The sequence below is a fragment of the Paenibacillus sp. RRE4 genome (genome assembly GCF_031844205.1).
In the GTDB taxonomy this organism is placed as follows: Bacteria; Bacillota; Bacilli; order Paenibacillales; family Paenibacillaceae; genus Paenibacillus; species Paenibacillus xylanexedens_B.
Window position 1 is genome coordinate 3,117,896 of record NZ_JAUZUT010000001.1, and the last position, 16,246, is coordinate 3,134,141.

The following is a 16,246-nucleotide window of genomic DNA, read 5'->3' on the forward strand; positions in this document are numbered from 1 at the left end:
GCCATTCATCTGTTATTAGCTTTTTGTATTCGTTCTTACCCCAATACGATGTCCATTCGCTACGTCTCTGTGATGCTGTGATACGTAGATATGGATCTGTACAGCGGAATAACTACAACTTAACTTGCCCGCGATGACGGGTTGAACTGCATCTGTTTTTTATGGGAATCACGTGCCCGCAGGCTTGTACCTGGAGGTGTGATGATCAGTGCCATCAGCAGTGATACCGCACAGAGCACCGCGATGACGATAAAGGTGAGATGGAAACCACCTAGCAACGCGCTGATGAATGATCCGGCCAGAGCACCAAATCCGAACCCTTGGTAGATCACGCCGTAGTTTTTGCTTTGATTTTTCAAACCGAAGTAATCGGCCACAATCGCTGGGAACACGGTAATGTTACCGCCAAAACAGAAAGCAATCGCTGCCACACAAGCGAAGAAAATCCCAAAGTTTAGCGGCACCAGACTGAGCGTCATGACTGCTACGGCTGTAACCAGTAATGCTCCGGCAATGACCTTCATCCGTCCTACTTTGTCCGACAGCGCACCCAGAATAATTCGGCCCGCCGTGTTAAAAATAGCAACCATCGCAACCGCGTTCGCAGCCGTTGCTACGTTAAGACCTGCGAGCTGTACGCCAATGTCTTTGACAATGCCGATCAGATACAGACCGCTCATACATGCTGTGAAGAAAATACCGAAAAGCATATACGCTTCTTTTGTACGAAGCATTTCTTTGACTGTATACTCATGACGGACTTCTGCTGTTTCGTTAACCGTCCCCTCTTTAGCACTCGCCGGAGACTGTTCACGAACCACCGCTTCACGGATCAGGAATGATCCTGCAACAACGAATACAAGAACGATCACGCCCCAGTACATAAAGGCTTGCACTGGACCAACCGCACTAATTAGCGCGGAGTTCACATATTTAAACAACAGACTGCCGGTACCAAAAGCACCTACCGAAATACCCGAAATCAGACCTTTACGTTCAGGGAACCATTTGATCAGATTGGATAGAGAAGTAATATACGCTGTACCGTCCGCGAAACCGACCACAAAACCGGCCAGCAGATACAGAAGCGTTAACGAGCTAACCTGAGAACTCAAAATAAGTCCCAGCCCGAGCACGATACCGGCTACCCGAATTAGACGCTGGAGACCCCAGCGCTCCTGCAATCGGCCCGCAAACAACGTAGCAAATGCCAGAGCAAAACTTGTAATCGAAAAAGTTATCGCGACCGAGCTGACGTCCCATCCGAAACGATCAGACAACGGTTGATTAAATAAACTCCAAGTGTAGATCGTACCAAGCCCCATCTGTACAATAATCGTACCCAGTACAATAAGCCAGCGATTCATAGGTATAGATGATGTCTTTGTTGAATTCAATGCTGATGAAGCGGATGAAATAGCTGCTTTCATCGTAATCTCCCCTTTGCCGATGTCTGTGACATGCTGAACGTTCTCTGTACCATTCAAACATACTTGAATGCGTTCACAAGACCATCATACATGAAAGGGGATTCATCGAGCCGTTTTGAGCATGAGTTGCATCAGAAGCGGAATGAAATGCCGTTATATGCGCATGAGCTGCCTGAATTCTTTGACCTTGCCACGACTGACCGGAACTTCAGCTTCCAGATCACGCAGACGGAGCAGATACGTATTGTTAAACCACGGCACAATCTCACGAATTTGGGCAAGGTTAACGAGATAGGAACGATGGCACCGGAAGAAGGTATCTTGCGGCAAGCGGCTGTGAAAATCGGAAATGCTAACCGGCATGGTGAACTCTCCGTTTTTGGTATACACCTTGGTGACCTTCTCCTGAGCCTCCGCATAATAGATATCTGCCGAATCGGTAACAATGATGTTGTCGTTGCGTAACAGATTGATCCGTGTTCCCGTCAGATGATCCGCCGTATGTGATGGAGAACTGGAAGATACTGCTCGTTGCTCCAGCCCTTGCTGCGCCTGTCGTGTGCCAAAGCGAACCTGATCTTCTTTGGTGTCATATCCACGCTGAGCCCCATGATCATTCGTTGTTGAATGTCCCTCTGGGCGCCGATATGCCTGGTTCTCACTCTGCGTTCGGCTATCCAAGTTCTCCGTTTGCTCCTGATCGCGTTTGAAGGTCAGCTCCAGCTTGTGCAACATGGCTGCGATCCGCTTCTCGTCATAAGGCTTCAAAATATAATCAAATGCTTCCAGTTCAAAAGCCTCAGCCGCATGCTCCTTATACGCAGTCGTAAATACGATGTAAGGTTTACGTGCAAACTTGCCAATATGATGAGCCAGCATCATACCGTCCAGCGAAGGAATGTTAATATCGAGAAATAGTACATCCACTTCCTGCTCCTGCAAAAACTTAAGCACATCCAGGCCATCTTCCAGACATTCCACAACCTCGATCCGGCTATGCTCCTGAATTAAATAACTCAGTTCCTCACTTGCCGGAATTTCATCTTCTACAATTAGTGCTCGCATTCTTCTTTTGTCTAATCCGTTCAACATGCCTTCATCTAACGCTCTCATCGCTTTATCACCTTGGTATGACATCTCCTTTGGGTACATCAAATAAAATATCTGTTCCTTGCTCTAATCTTCTAATCGTCAGGCCTTGCCCGTAAATCAGCTTCACACGCCGATGCACATTATATAGCCCGATCTGATTGCCCGGCATGCGATCATGGTAGACTTTTTCAATAATATCCGCGCTGATGCCTGCCCCGGTATCACTAACGCTGATTCGCACAAAATCGGGATGGTCCTGTACCCGAATCCGCACAGTTCCAGCACCCTTAACCTTCAGAATGCCGTGTATAATCGCGTTTTCCACGAGCGGCTGAATGACCAGACTGGGAATATGCACCGCCACTTCATCAATCTCATAGACAACTGTGAGTCTGCTGCCAAAGCGTGCTTTTTCAATCTCCACATAATTACGGACTTGCTCCAGCTCTTTATGAATATCAATTAACTCGTCCGACAGCTCCAAGTTATAACGCATGTAACCTGAAAGGTTAACAATCAATTCGCGCGCACGATCTGGCTTGGTGCGTATGGACGAAGCGATAGCGTTCAGCGCATTGAACAAAAAATGAGGATGAATCGTCGTTTGCAAAGCGCGCAGTTCAGCCTTGTTCGCCGCTGCCTTAATCTCCTCTACGCGTGAAACCTCCATCTGCGTGGAGATAATCTGAGAGAGCCCTACAGCCATCGTTTGTAACGGATACGTAATTTTGTAAGCTTTACGATAATAGATTTTGAGTGCGCCCGTTACATCGCCACGTTCCTTCAAGGGAATAATCAGTAGCGAGTGAATATCTGGAGTCTTCTCATCCGTCACATCATTACTTATCGTAATTTCCCCGCTGGAAATCGTCTTCTTAGTCATTTCACTAATAATCTCATTGCCAATATGATACCGTTCCTCACCAAAACCAACATAAGCCAAAACATTCCGTGTATCGGTGATCGCAACCGCATCGGCCTGAATATCTTCTTGAATGATTTTACATATTTTGCGCAGGGAATCCTCATCAATCGAGCGGAAATACGGTAGTGTTTTATTCGCAATCTCCAAAGCCAGTTTGGCCTGACGGCCTGCAATTAACTCCTTTTCCCCCTCCACACTCTGCACCAAAAGTACGATCAGCCCAATGTTCACCTCACCCAAAATCATCGGCAGTGCAATCTTCGAAACGATATCTGCTCCAAGCGGGTCAGGATACGAGTATAAGAGAATCAGCAGCATCGTGAGCGCTTCAATGATCATGCCTGCCCCAATACCGATCATCCAGCGTTTGGATTTTGGGGTGTATTTGTGAATGTAACCTGACACCAGCCCCGCCAGAATACTTGTGATCAGGCACGGAATCGCGGTTATACCATCCATATCGATGAGATAACGATGCACTCCGGACACAAGTCCCGTAATAATGCCCACCGGTGCCCCAAATAAAATTCCACCTGATAAAATCGCAATAATCCGCACATTAACAAGTGAGCCTTCAACGTTGATGCCTGTATATGTACCAAAGATGGCAAACGCACAGAATAACAACGTTACCGCAGCATACTCCTGCCATCTTAACTTGCCCTTCTGCAAAATCTGCCTGAACCGCGGCACCCGCGACAGAAAAAACAAAAATATAATCAGCAGCGCCGCCCGCTCGAACAGCCCCAGCAACATCGTAAACATTTCCAATCCATCTTCCTCCACATCTATCTGAAAAAAATAACAATAACAATTACAGCGCCGGAAAACGCTCATGCATCCCGCAGTGCGACATGTATCCACACTACTTGTATGCAACAGTTTACCCTCCCCCTTGGAGGAAAGCAAAGGATATCCTGTGAAAATCGTAAAAAGGCCAACCGAACATCCGGTTGACCTCGTTCCACTGCATTTGGATCAGCTAAAAGTTGAAGCAAATATTCGTCTAATAAAATAACTTGGTGTACAGCTCCAGGCATGGCAATAACTATTGATCAGATTACTGCCATACGGAGAATATGTCTTGTCGTCGGGATTATATAGCTCCCAGAACGTATCTGCTCCATCCTTTACCATGCCGCCCCAGTATGCTCGAATCTGCGCCAAGGCCTCTTCCTTTTTTCCACATTGCAACAGCGACTCTACGTAATGATGCATCATGTAAGGCGTGTTCATTGGAATTGCTTCCTTATGATTCATCAACCGTTGCAACAATGCCCACGCTGCATCCTTATCCACCACTTCAGCCAGAATCATCCAGACCTGCGATGCCCACGATACCTGACGTCCCTCACCACTGATGAAGAAACCTTGTTCCTCATCCCATAAATAATGAAGGGTAGCCCGTTCCGCCTGCTGAACCTGCATCTGAATCTGTTCCTCTTGCGCGGACAGCCCCAGTTCCCGGGCAATCCATTGCCCTCTTTTCATGCCATAGATCAATATCGCCTGTGCACCTGCCTGTTTATTCAACTGCTCATGCCAATCGAGGAAGCAATACCACGTGTCATCATCCTGCACAACACCACGTGCATCCAGACGTTTCAAGGCAATGTCGATCTGCTCTCTGGCAACAGGCCACAACACCTCTAGTGTCTCTCGATCCTTCGTCGCCTCGTAATAGTCCCATAATGTAGTGATGAAAAATAGGGCATAGTCATACAAGTAGATGTCATCTACGTAAGGCTCCGGTTTTTCGTACAGGCACGCACCTATTTGCCCACCTTCCAGCCTTGATCCGGCAAACAGGTATAAACAGCGCTTCACCAGATCATTACAGCCAAATGTCTCATAGTTGACCAAGGCCTGCAAACGCAGATCACCAATCCACAACCGACGATCCCGTTTCGGCCCATCCTCAAATACCGTTTGCATACAATCCCGAAGAGTACGAATTGATACCAGATCAAGCTGTGCGAGCTCTTCATCGATGTTTTCCGGCAATGGCGGTACAGCATCCATCGATGCGGAAGTCACCGCCCTACAATAAATATCCTTGATCTGGATATCATACCGAATCGATGTGTCCAGTACTTCAATCTTCAGATAACGAAAGGCATATCGACGGTTCAACGTAACTGTGCCAGGTAGCACGTCCACATTAAGCACCTCGTCCTGCAACCAGGAACGACTAAGCCACCCCTCATATGTGGAAAAGTCTTCCGCAACCTCACATGGCATCTCGCCAAATGTCAATTTTAATCTCAAAGGTGCATCTGCATTGCTTCGGACGTTCAGCAGTGACAGCGTTACATAACCGACGAGATGCTGGCCAAAATCCAGTGTTATCTCGTCTCCCTTGCATAGCGTTTGCTTGGGCAAAACAGAAGCCGGGCCCATCGTCTCCATCCGCCATCCTTGAAATGCATGTGAATCTGACATGGAACGAACGATCTGCTCGGGATATACCGTTTGCTCGTGGAGCTTTGGAATCCATTGCTGCGCCTGATCCATCCATGATTCGTTTATGATATGTTCACCCATCTTGGTTTCACTTATAATCTTTTCACTCATGTCAGGTTCCCCTCCTTAACCTTTAACTGCACCAACCGTCATACCACCAACAAAGTATTTTTGTAAAAATAAAAAGACCAGCAACAGCGGCAGTGCACACAGAAAGCAAGCTGCGAACAATACATTCCATTGGGTCGGATTTTGCTGATCCCCCATAAATCCAAGCATCGCTAGAGGTAAAGGTGAATCTCCGGCTCCGGAAATAAAAATCATATTAAAAAAGTAATCGTTCCAGATCCATACCCCCTGCGTAATAATAACGGACACCGTCACTGGAAGGAGCAGCGGAAAAACAACTGTCCAGAAACGCTGGAATAATCCGGCACCATCAATATGTGCAGCCTCCTCCACCTCTTCAGGTACACCACTGCGAATAAATCCGGTATACAGGAAGGTGGAAAACGGCAAGCTGCAGGTTATAAACATAAAAATCGGAGTATACTGGTTCGTCGGAATATGCAGCGCATTAATCATCTGCACGATAGGGATCAGCACCATCTGAGCAGGCACCACGAGCCCGGACAGAAAAAATAAATACATAAACTTGCTGAGCTTTGTTTTCAGCCGGGCCATCGGATATGAGGCCATCGCTGCGAACAGGACAACAAAGATGACCGATACCCCAGTTAACACAACGCTGTTCCATAAAGCATCTAGAAAATGCATACGCTCGAAGGCAGCTTTGTAACTTGCCAGAGACATACCTTGAAACAGGACGAGTGGATTGGTGTTATCTTTCGGATCACGCAATGAAGTCGAAAAAGCAATGATCAATGGAATCAGATTCAACGCTATAATCAGAATGACAGCGAGCTGGGTAAACCCTTTTCCCATCCATTTGCGAGAAGTCATGCCGACACCTCCCGCTTGTTCATTTTCAGTACAAATACCGCCGTAATAACGATAATTACAGCAAAAGATATGACACCAAGCGCTGAAGCCTTACCAAAGAGCTGCTCGGTAAATGCCATTTTATAGATTGAAAAGATTAACGTATTCGTCGCTGTACCTGGGCCGCCATTGGTCATAATAAACGGAAAGTCAAACGCTTTGAGCCCGTTGATCAAGCTAAGGGTTACATTAATGGTGATAGCCGTTGCCAGAAGAGGTATCTTCACATGTCGCAACAACCGCCAAGGACCGCACCCGTCAATTCGACCTGCTTCTAACAGATCATTCGGGACTGTTTGCAGACCGGCCAGGAAAATAATCATCGTAGTCCCGATCGTTTTCCAGATTTCCACAAAAATGATGGAATACAAGGCTGTTGAATAATCACCGAGGAAATTCAGTTCACTCGCAATACCCAGTTTATTCAGAAAGGAAGAAATCAGCCCGTAATCCGGCATGTATACGTAACTCCAGAGAAATCCCACAACGATTGCGCTGAATAGCGTAGGAATATAGGCCAAAGAACGGTAGATTCCGGTTCCTCTTATTTTCATATTTAATAGCAAGGCCATCCCCAAACCGATTAGATTACCCACAATAACCGTAACAAACGTATAGATTAATGTGTTTTTCAACGATACACCAAGCACATCACCGCGAAACAAATCTTTGTAATTGTCCAATCCGATATAGCTAAACGCCTGAGCATATCCGTTATAGTCCGTTATACTGTACTGGAATAACCGCAGAATCGGGAAAATCCAGAATGTAAGGTAAAAAAGTAATGCGGGTACAGCAAACCAGTACATGGACTTTTTCATGACAGTCGAGTTCATCTTGCTCCATCCTCTCCCAGAAGAATGCGGCCAGGGAAGTAGCTGAAAAGCCCTTCCCCATGGCAACAGACAGTTTCATCTAATTCTTGATCAAGTGTTTTCAGACACACTCTAGTTCTTCCACAGCTCTCTAAATTTGCTTTCCATCGCAGTTGCGACCTCTTCAGGTGTTGTCTTTTGTCCAGCGATAATCTCTGCGAATTTGGCTTGCATGACATCCGACACTCCCGCAGGCCACATCTGATTGCTAAAATATACAGAATTGCCTGTTTGTTGATAATTGTCATTTACTTCCTTGAACAATTCCTTCTCCAATGTCACACCTTTGTACACACTGATTGAACTGTTGGAAGCCACAAAAGCTTTGAACAACTCTGACTGTCCGTCAAACAGATAATTCAGCACTTGCTTCGCTGCATCCAGATTGGCTGATTTTGCATTGAGTGCATAACCGGCCGATGTTGCACCAGACACATATACCGGTTTGCCAGAATCATTGCCTGGAAGGGAAGAGAATCCGCGAGTGAAGTCAGCTGCACCTTTGGATGTCATGGAAGCGTAATCCCATGTACCGGTCAATGTCATCGCTGCTTTGCCATCAATGAACAGCTGTGCTGATTGTGCACTGCCGATACCCAGTGAGTTCTTCACGATGTAACCTTTGTCGTACAGATCTTTATACCTTGAGATCGTTTCAATCCACTTTGGATCGGTCAGTGATTTCTCACCTTTTTGCAGCTTTACATCAAAATCCTTATCATCCGGGTATACCATGTTGGCCGCAATCTGGTACATTCCAAATTGGATCACCCACGGATCTTTATCTCCCATAGCAATCGGTGTGATCCCCGCATCCTTCAACTTTTGGCATAATTCCAGAAACGAAGGCCAATCTTTCGGAAATTCGGAGTAACCGACCTGTTGTAGCAGTTCCTTATTGTAATAAGCCCCCAGAAATGCAATACCACCCGATACGCCGTATGGCTTGCCGTCCACAGACATATCATCCTTTGCACCTTGACTGATATTATTCCAGAACTTCAGGTCAGACAGGTCAGCGGCAAATCCTGCTTTGGCAAAATCAACGACTCCACCTGCTGAATTTTTGGGGAAAATCCAGAACATATCCGGCCCCTGTCCAGCTGCCAGTTTCGTTCGTACCGAGGTGTTGTACTGATCATCAGGAAGCTTCTGCACTTCCAACGTGATATTCGGAAACTTTTCCTTGACTAGACGAGGCAACGTTTCGAGTTCGAAGTCCTCCCCTTCCGACGCCTTGTTTCCTGAGAGCATCATCGTCAACGTGATCGGTTTGGCAGAGTCACCGGCTCCCCCATTATTGTCGGAACTTCCCTGTTCCTGACTGGCAGAACTACATGCGCTAAGGAACGTCATTAGCAGCACTAAAGTCAAAGGCCACAGTTGTTTTCTATTTTTCATCTTGTCATTCCCCCGATTCATGTTTATTCTTGCTTTGTGCACATTTTCATCATACGGCGTTCATCAGTACATTTACTTTAGCTTGTGTGGTGCACTATTTTTAGAATTGACATTCGCAGGGGGAGCACGTATGATTCTGTTCAATATCAAAACCAAACTGTTTCTGATCCTCGTTCTTGTGTCGATCATACCCATTATCGTTGTATCCCTGAGTTCCTACCGAAGTTATACGAAGCTGGTGAATGAGCAGACTTCTCTGATTACATCCACAACAATCGGCAATTCGGTCAAAAGTATGGAAGAGATTTTGCAGAACATTGACCGGATTTCGGTCACTCTTCTTCAGCAGTCTTCCAATGCAACCGCTTACAGTACAGTTAGTGATGAACTAACGAAGCTGAACAATACGAATGATCAGTACGACATTTTTATGATACGTAGCAAGCTCAAGCTGATCTTTGAAAATATTTTGCTCGGATACAATTACATTAATGGTCTCTACCTCTTCACACCGGACGGAAAATGGATCAGTTATGGAAGCAGTGGCACGGATTTGCGTTTAGACTACGTTGCTCTTCAAGATCAATGGTATCTCGACACCATTCAGCGTAAAGGTGATTTATATGTTGGTGAGGTGGGCGTTAAGCCTTATATTATCAATGCCAAACAGTCGATTGGTTTCTCCAGAGCCCTTTACGATCCGAACAATCATGAGTTTCTCGGCGTATTCATGCTGGATTGCGGGATGAACATTTTTGACGGACTGAAACGGAATCCTGCGCCAAGTCTCTCCAACCTGTATTTGGCTGACGATCAGGGGAAAATACTATACTCCACGGAAAGCGACCAGATCGGACATCCTCTTCCTGCCAGCTTTAATCCGGCAATGAAGCAAGTGAACAGCAGTTCACAGTATAAAACCATTCAGGATAAAATGATGACCGTTATACAAAAGGTGCCTGGACATAACTGGAATGTCATTGCCAACATCTCTCTTGAACGCTTATACGAGCAGTACAACATCTCTCAAAAGCTATTTTTGTATGTTGCTGTAAGCTGTGCTGTAATCTTTCTACTCTTATCCTTTTTCTTGTCCAACCTGATTACCAAACCGATCATTGAATTAACCAAAATGATGCGTAAGACCAAATCACATCAGTTCGTGAAGATCAGACCGCAAAAAAGCAAACATGTGGATGAAATCGGAATCCTCTATCATGAATTCAATAAAATGATAAAGGATATTGATACCCATATTCGGGAGAGCTATCAAAATAAAATCCTGACACTCGATTCACAGATGAAAGCACTCGAAGCTCAGATTAATTCTCATTTCTTATACAATACACTGGAGTCAATCAACAGTATTGCAGAGATTGAAGAGGTGGAAAGCATTGTCGTTATGACCAAGTCACTCGGCGATATGTTCCGTTACAGCATCAAAACAGATAGTGAACGCGTGACCGTCAGCGAAGAGCTACAGCATGTTGAAAATTATATGGCCATTCAGCAGATCAGGTACGGAGATAAAATCAACTTCGAGCTCTACGTGGAGCCTGAGATCCAAAACCACTATATGCTTAAACTCCTGTTGCAACCGCTCGTGGAAAATGCAATTTATCATGGTCTGGAGAACAAACGTGGCAAGGGTACGATTATGATTACCGGCAAGGTTCAAGATGAACAGATCATCTTTGAAGTATGCGATGACGGCGTAGGCATTGCACCTGAACAAGCAGATGAGCTGAGACAACAACTATTACAGCCGCCAGAATTCATTTCTGTCGGTCAAAGGCTCAAGCAGAGCATTGGCATCAAAAACGTACATTCACGAATTGTTCTGTATTATGGTGACGGATACGGGTTGACCTTCCATAGTGAGGTTCATCGAGGAACCCGAATTACCGTAAAGATTCCAAGTCTTTGAGAGTAGAGGTGACCGCTATGTATACGTTTATCGTTGTGGATGACGAACATTTGATTCGTAAAGGTCTGTTAAAAAAACTGGAGGCATCGGAGCATAAGATGACGCTGGTTGGTGAAGCAGACAATGGAGCCGATGCATTGGAATTAATCGAATCCTTAAGCCCCGATATTGTCTTCACAGATATGCGCATGCCCGAGATGGACGGGCAATGGTTAATTCGAACGGTGAGCCAGCGTTTTCCTCATATCAAACTCATCGTTATCAGTGGCCATACTGATTTTGATTATATGCAGGAGGCCATCTCGGCCAAGGTAGTCAATTACCTGCTTAAACCGTTTAGCCGGGACGAAGTTCAACGTGCACTGCAACAAGCCATACGAACACTTGAACAAGAGCGCGCGCTGAAACAAGAGGTTGTTCAGCTGACTGTGGAGACAGAACAAATGAAAATCGATGCTGACCATCAGACTTTCCTTCATGTTGTGCTGAGTCCACATCTGCCCGCGAAGCGCCCTATATTCCGTTCCCGCGAATTCGCTCTCCTTCTGGAAGCCAAACTTCTGCTTTTTATGATGATCTATAGTCCTAAACCCTTCATCGTGGAGCATCTTCCATCTTTTCCGCACAGTCTCTATATCCCGCATCCTCAATCAGAACAACTTGTTTTTCTGATGATGTGTGATCCAGGCGGCACAGTTGCTGAACTGCAAAAACGTGCCGTTCTATACGCTGAGCGTATCCTTGCAGAAACAACAACAGCGGAATGTTGTATCGGAATCAGTCTTCCCTTATCCGATGTAAGTCGTATTCGTGATGCTCATCATCAGACTATTTTAGCTCTCGACCAACGCTCCATTACCGATTTCGGTAAATGTTATACCTATACAGAGGAGAACAACACCTTGTCTTCCTTGCGCTGGAGCAGGTCACATGAATTACTGTTTTCCATCGAAAGCGGCAGCGTATCCAAAGTGCAAGAGTTAATCGCTGATTTCTTTGCTTTCTTTCTCCAGCAACCTGATGCTTTACTAGCACACCTGAAAGAGCAGTGCCGGGACATTGTGGCTGAAACGAAGCGCTTGCTGCAACATTATTTACAAAGCGGTAGCAGTAGCAACGGAAATGCTTCCTCCAGTCTCGAAGCCGTGCTTGACATTTCATTTGATATGGAATCCATTCGTCAGTATATGGACAAGGTGTTGACAGGGACAGCACTACTGCTTCAAGAATATAATCCCTATCGATCCGATCAGGTTATCGACAACGTCAGAAAATATATCGATATTCATTATGCCAAAGATTTAACGCTGGAATGGGTCTCCTCCCTTTTTTACCTGAACCCAAGTTATCTCAGCTATCTATTTAAAGAAAAACACGGCGAGAACTTCACAGATTACGTTAACCGCCTGCGCATTGAACAAGCTAAACGTGCCTTAACCTTGACCGAGGACAAAGTCTATCGCATTGCCAAGCAGCTTGGTTATGATAATCCAAAGTACTTCTTCCGCGTATTTAAAAAAGTGACCGGACTGACTCCCGAGGAATTCCGGAAACAGTACAAAGTTACTTACAGCACCAAAGAACCAGGTCACGAGTGATGACCTGGTTCTTTGAGGTATGCCTGCTTAATGCAGAGGTTTTAAATCTTTTCATTCACAGAGAATACTAGACTGATCTGGAAACGCTGATCCACAGGGACGCATAGCAAGAACATAGAAAACCAGCCAAAACTTCATCCTTCTTCCACTATCCTTAATTAGCTGAATTGACCAACTTCTCCTTCACAGCGAACACTAGACTAAAACTACAACTGTTCTCCCACCATCCACACTTGGGCTGAATTGACCAACTTCTCTTCCTCAGATAACACTAGTCAACACTACAACCTTTCTTCCGCAGCAAACGTTAGCTAACACAAGTTATTTTTTTAATTTTAATTATGATCACAAAGCTAACGAGCAAAGCCTCCCAGTAAAACTGCTCACCGTATCTCTCCAAATTCTAACGATTTCAGATGAGCTTATTTGAGCGAAATAGAACCTTCTGAAATTGTAACGATCTCCACAGAGCTTATTTCAACAAAAACAGAGGAAACAAGCCCGTTTTAGCGCCAAACAACTCAAATAAGCTTCCCTGGAATCGTTAGAAAATAAAAACGTGTGATATCGCTGAAATAGCGTCTCTGGTGATCGTTAGAAAACCAAGCTCTCCGGTGTCCTCTCAGCATCTTAAGTATTTCCAATCTAACTTCCTCCACATCTATCAAAAAAAAATAACAGAGCCCGATAACCGTCACACATCTCGCATCTCGTACTGTGACGTCACGTCTACACTACTTGTATGTTGCAGTCTTCCCTTCCTATCGGAGGAAAGCAAAAGTGATCCTCTGTCAAAATTCAAAAAAGGCATTTCATCAAGTCACGTATGACTGATGAAACACCCTTCTTTACATTACCATACTCTTTTGAATGTAATGTGCCTTTCAAAAGAACGTTCGTTTACAGTTTAACGGGGATGACAGAAATAGCCTAAAGAAGCGGAGCGTTCGCCTTTATCACCGGATTATACCTTTATAGAGGGTAATTCACAAAAAATCCGGGGATAACAGCGATCAGAAGGGTATTCTGTCCTCGTAGTGCCACGTGTAAACACCCATCTTTCTTTGCAGGATAACATCACATTCAACCTTACCTGAACATGCCCCACAGCTTAATCAAATGAAACGTATTGTTCGGATCAATCTTCTGCGCGATCACAAAAGTGACAAATTGCTCCTCCTGTGCAGGCGAGAAGTTCTCATTCATAATGACTGCCGACGATTTAATGAGCCTGCGCACCTTCGCTTTATCCTGCAGATCGGCCTTGGTTACGCCATCGATCAGCTTTTTAATCCGCTCTTTGACTGCAGGATTCTTCATCTTTAATTTGATCCGCTCCACCAGCTGCGGACTAATTCCATATTGTTGGTAACCCAAAACGTACAGCACCTCCCAAAAAATGAACTCACTTCTTATTCATATGTCGGGAGGGCTTGGTCACTTGTCACTTTTTACAAAACATGCCTTAAAACACATCCAGCGCTTAATCGATCAGATCACCCTTAAACACCTGCTGTTGCTGGAGAAAATCACGCAGGGGAGTATAGTCCACAGACGTCCAGAACGTGGCATCCGCAATCAATGCAGATACATCATCCCGAGCCTGCTCCAGTACAGCAAAATCTGCCACCATATCGGCCAGACGGAATTCAGGCAATCCACTCTGCTTGGTGCCGAAGAAATCTCCCGGCCCCCTCAGATCCAAATCACGCCGGGACACCTCGAACCCATCCTCGGTTTCGGTCATGACCTTCATCCGTTCCTGCCCAACCTCTGTCTTCGGATCAGCAATGAGCACACAATACGACGCATGCGCACCACGACCGACACGGCCGCGAAGCTGATGCAGCTGGGACAACCCAAAACGGTCTGCGTCCATAATCACCATTAGAGTGGCGTTAGGCACATCCACCCCGACTTCTACCACCGTGGTAGAAACCAGTAGCTGAATGTCATTGCTGTAAAATTCACGCATCATTTCTTCTTTTTCCGCAGCTGTCATGCGCCCATGGAGAAGTCCCACTTTGTATTTAGGGAAGTTCTGCTGCATCTGTACATGAAGATCAATCGCATTTTGCACATCAAGCTTTTCCGATTCCTCGATCAGTGGGCAGATCAGATACGCCTGACGCCCTTGATCTACCTCTCTCGAGATAAAACCAAGCACACGTTCCATCATGTCATGCTTCACCCAATACGTGGAGATCGGAATCCGTCCTTTCGGCCGCTCCGAGATCGTCGACACCTCAATATCCCCAAAAGCAGTAATCGCAAGCGTTCGAGGAATAGGTGTTGCGGTCATCGTTAACACATCCGGATTATAGCCTTTACGTCTCAAAACGCTACGCTGATTCACCCCGAAGCGATGCTGCTCGTCCGTCACCACAAGACCCAGCTCCCGGAAAAAGACATCTTCCTGAATCAGGGCGTGTGTACCCACCACAATATCCAGCATCCCCATCTGCAAGGAGGCGATTAAGTCCTTGCGTTTGCGCCCGTTGACACTGCCCGTTAACAGACCCACCGTCACGCCAAAAGGCTCAAACAGCTTCTGCAAAGAACGCATATGCTGCTCTGCCAGAATCTCAGTCGGCACCATAAGTGCCCCCTGAAAGCCGGAGCGCACCGTCGTATAAAGTGCAATGGCTGCGATCACCGTTTTGCCTGAACCTACGTCACCTTGCAGCAATCGATTCATCGCATAAGGTGAACGCATATCATGTAATATTTCAAGTTCCACCTTCTTCTGCGCATCCGTCAACTCAAACGGCAGACTACGTACAAACTCTCGAATCGTCGTATTGTCGGTCGTATGCACCATACCATCCATCCGATTCCGATTCAGCGCACGAAATGCCTGCATTTTAAGTTGGAACAAAAATAACTCCTCATAGACCATGCGCTGTCTGGCCCGCTGACCTTCCTGATTGTCCTGCGGACGGTGAATTCCGGCTATTGCCTGCTTGCGTGGCATCAGATTATATTTTTTAATCAATGCTTGTGGCAAAATCTCGGGGATCATCTCACCGTACTGAACTAACCCCTGATTAATCGTCTTACGCATCCACTGCTGCGTAACCTTGCCCGTGACGGAATAGACCGGTTGCAGTGTCCCTGAACGCCCATCGCCCTTATCCGGGAATTCCGAGTCAGATACGGTAAGCTGCATACGCTTTTGTTCCCATTTCCCTGTAAGCACAATTTCCCGGTTGGGCGTAAGCTGGTCCTTGAGAAAATGGCGGTTAAACCACGTTGCCGTAATCATCCACTCTTCCGTCATAATCTTGCAAGTCAGACGGGACTTTTTGCCGTAACGTTGCAACACAGGAACACCCATAACCTGACCTTGTACCGTAATCTTGTCTCCGTCCTTGACCTCACTAAGCGAGCGTAGACGATAATCTTCATACCGAAACGGATAATACTCCAGCAAGTCTTTCACACTAGAGATGCCAAAGGCGTGAAGCTCTCCCTCTTTGAGAGCACTCACGCCGTTAATTTGCTTCACTGATATTTCTTCCAAGTTCATGATT

General features: G+C 45.9%; 11 protein-coding genes. 2 read left to right on the forward strand and 9 right to left on the reverse strand.

All coding sequences use genetic code 11. From position 1 onward, the window contains the following. Positions 1–119: 119 nt before the first annotated feature. The 7 genes from Q9R46_RS13975 to Q9R46_RS14005 all read right to left on the reverse strand — a co-directional run bounded on the left by Q9R46_RS13975 (position 120) and on the right by Q9R46_RS14005 (position 9,188). Entirely contained in the window at positions 120–1,367 is a 1,248-nt protein-coding gene (locus Q9R46_RS13975) for an L-lactate MFS transporter (protein WP_311281030.1), read from the reverse strand. 216 nt (positions 1,368–1,583) lie between these two features. Next, complete coding sequence (locus Q9R46_RS13980) at positions 1,584–2,495, reverse strand: LytR/AlgR family response regulator transcription factor (RefSeq protein ID WP_311281031.1); 912 nt, start codon at positions 2,493–2,495, stop codon at positions 1,584–1,586. 55 nt (positions 2,496–2,550) lie between these two features. Continuing rightward, on the reverse strand, positions 2,551–4,203 hold the full coding sequence (locus Q9R46_RS13985; protein WP_397386383.1) for a LytS/YhcK type 5TM receptor domain-containing protein: 1,653 nt from the start codon (positions 4,201–4,203) through the stop codon (positions 2,551–2,553). A 222-nt stretch (positions 4,204–4,425) separates the two neighbouring features. Then, complete coding sequence (locus Q9R46_RS13990) at positions 4,426–6,021, reverse strand: alpha-L-rhamnosidase-related protein (protein WP_311280446.1); 1,596 nt, start codon at positions 6,019–6,021, stop codon at positions 4,426–4,428. Between the two features lie 15 nt (positions 6,022–6,036). After that, a complete protein-coding gene (locus tag Q9R46_RS13995; protein WP_311280447.1) occupies positions 6,037–6,873 on the reverse strand; it encodes a carbohydrate ABC transporter permease in 837 nt (278 codons plus the stop codon). After that, positions 6,870–7,748, reverse strand: a complete 879-nt coding sequence (locus Q9R46_RS14000; RefSeq protein WP_090922696.1) for a carbohydrate ABC transporter permease — start codon at positions 7,746–7,748, stop codon at positions 6,870–6,872. The genes Q9R46_RS13995 and Q9R46_RS14000 overlap by 4 nt, the downstream gene beginning before the upstream one ends. A 111-nt stretch (positions 7,749–7,859) precedes the next feature. After that, positions 7,860–9,188, reverse strand: coding sequence for an ABC transporter substrate-binding protein (locus Q9R46_RS14005; protein WP_311280448.1), 1,329 nt, complete (start codon positions 9,186–9,188; stop codon positions 7,860–7,862). Positions 9,189–9,318: 130 nt separating this feature from the next. Between Q9R46_RS14005 and Q9R46_RS14010 the strand changes: the two genes are divergently transcribed. Together Q9R46_RS14010 and Q9R46_RS14015 are read left to right on the forward strand one after the other, a co-directional pair. Next, positions 9,319–11,115 carry a sensor histidine kinase gene (locus Q9R46_RS14010; protein ID WP_311280449.1) on the forward strand — a complete coding sequence of 599 codons (1,797 nt, stop codon included), beginning with the start codon at positions 9,319–9,321 and terminating at the stop codon, positions 11,113–11,115. A gap of 17 nt (positions 11,116–11,132) precedes the next feature. Next, on the forward strand, positions 11,133–12,713 hold the full coding sequence (locus tag Q9R46_RS14015; RefSeq protein WP_311280450.1) for a response regulator transcription factor: 1,581 nt from the start codon (positions 11,133–11,135) through the stop codon (positions 12,711–12,713). A gap of 1,089 nt (positions 12,714–13,802) precedes the next feature. Here the strand turns inward: Q9R46_RS14015 and Q9R46_RS14020 are convergent. Further along, positions 13,803–14,090, reverse strand: coding sequence for a stage VI sporulation protein F (locus Q9R46_RS14020; RefSeq protein WP_145331903.1), 288 nt, complete (start codon positions 14,088–14,090; stop codon positions 13,803–13,805). Between the two features lie 106 nt (positions 14,091–14,196). Continuing rightward, the gene (gene recG / locus Q9R46_RS14025) at positions 14,197–16,242 is read right to left on the reverse strand and encodes an ATP-dependent DNA helicase RecG (protein ID WP_123062350.1); all 2,046 of its coding nucleotides are present in this window, start codon (positions 16,240–16,242) and stop codon (positions 14,197–14,199) included. Between the last annotated feature and the right edge of the window lie 4 nt (positions 16,243–16,246).